The sequence below is a fragment of the Roseateles sp. P5_B10 genome, from assembly GCF_056400485.1.
The window spans coordinates 1-1,373 of sequence record NZ_JBFULE010001112.1 but is presented as its reverse complement, the minus strand read 5'-3'; the positions used below and the strand labels follow the sequence as shown (position 1 = coordinate 1,373).

Below are 1,373 nucleotides of genomic sequence, written 5' to 3'. Positions count from 1 at the left end.
CGACATGACCTATTCCTGGGACCTGGCCGACCAGGTGTTCAAGAAGATCGGCAAGGGCGAGGCGGGCGCCCCACTGTTGAAGGAGTGGCTGGCCAAGCAACCGGCGGGCTTTCCCGCCCATGCCTACCGCATGCGCTTCACGAGCAATCACGACTTCAACTCCTGGCATGGCACCGACGCCGATCTCTACGGCGACGCCTACCCCGCACTGGCGGTACTGACGTTCACGCTGCCCGGCATGCCGCTGGTCTACAACGGCCAGGAGTCGCGGTTGACCAAGAAGCTGGAGTTCTTCGAGAAGGACGCCATCGACTGGAAGACCTATGAGCTGAGCGACTTCTACGCCAGCCTCGCTGCGCTCAAGCACCAGCATCCGGCGCTGGCCGCCGGCCAGTACGGCGCGCCGGTGAAGCTGCTGGACAGCCCGCCCGACATCGTCGCCTTCGAGCGCCGCCTGGACCAGGATCTGGTGCGCGTGGCTGTCAACCTGTCGAAGATGGAACAGCTCTGGCAGGGCCATAAGCTGCGCCCATGGGGGTGGCAGTTGTCATGAGAATCCTCATTACTGGCCTGAACGGCACGTTGGCGCCACGCTTGGCCGAGGCTGCGCGCGCAGCCGGGCATCAGGTCATCGGCTGGGACCGTACCGCGGTGAACCTCGACGATGAGAAGCTGTCAGCCGCCTGGCTTTCCGCGCAGTCGGTGGACGCGATCGCCCACCTGGGCATGGCTTCGGCGCGCTTCGCGGGCTGGCTGGCGTCGCGCTGTCCGAACTTCCTGTTTACCAGCACGGTCATGGTCTTCGACCACGAGCCCGACGGTCCGCATGACGTGGCCGACGCGCGCAACGCCAAGGACGAATACGGCCGCTACAAGGCCGAGTGCGAAGACGCCGTGTTGCTGGCCAATGAGAGGCCCGTCATCGCCCGCATCGGCTGGCAGATCGACGCGACCCGGCCTGGCAACAACATGCTGATGACGCTGGATGAATGGCAAAAGCGCGATGGCCATGTGGCCGCAAGCCGAGCATGGACGCCGGCCTGTTCGTTCATGACCGACACGGCCGCCGCGCTGCTGGCGTTGATCGAACGGCCGCTGCCCGGTGTGCACCACCTGGACAGCAATTCCGAGGAGGGCTGGCGCTTTGATGAGGTGGCGCGCGCACTCGCGATCGAGTTCGGCCGCGACTGGCAAGTCCAGGCGGACGAGGGCTACCGGCATGACCAGCGCCTCATCGGCGGCGTCAGCCGCTTGCCACCGCTTTCGGCGCGCTTGCCTGGGCTCACCCGTGATTGAGCGCTGGCCCATCAACGGCAAGGGCCGCAGCCGCACGGTGGCTCATGGGGGTTTTGGCGGCCTGGTCTGGACGGTGG

2 protein-coding genes are annotated in these 1,373 nt (G+C 66.1%); both read left to right on the top strand.

What is annotated here, in order from left to right; translation table 11 throughout:
- Positions 1-553, top strand: a 553-nt coding sequence (locus AC1DU6_RS31285; protein WP_477862034.1) for an alpha-amylase family glycosyl hydrolase, incomplete at its 5' end; no start/stop codon positions are given.
- On the top strand, positions 550-1,296 hold the full coding sequence (locus AC1DU6_RS31280) for a sugar nucleotide-binding protein (RefSeq protein ID WP_457326331.1): 747 nt from the start codon (positions 550-552) through the stop codon (positions 1,294-1,296). The genes AC1DU6_RS31285 and AC1DU6_RS31280, both read left to right, overlap by 4 nt.
- The last annotated feature ends 77 nt before the right edge of the window (positions 1,297-1,373 follow it).

Excerpts from the sequence above, each read along its gene's own strand:
- AC1DU6_RS31280 (WP_457326331.1), top strand. The coding sequence starts at position 550 with ATGAGAATCCTCATTACTGGCCTGAACGGCACGTTGGCGCCACGCTTG.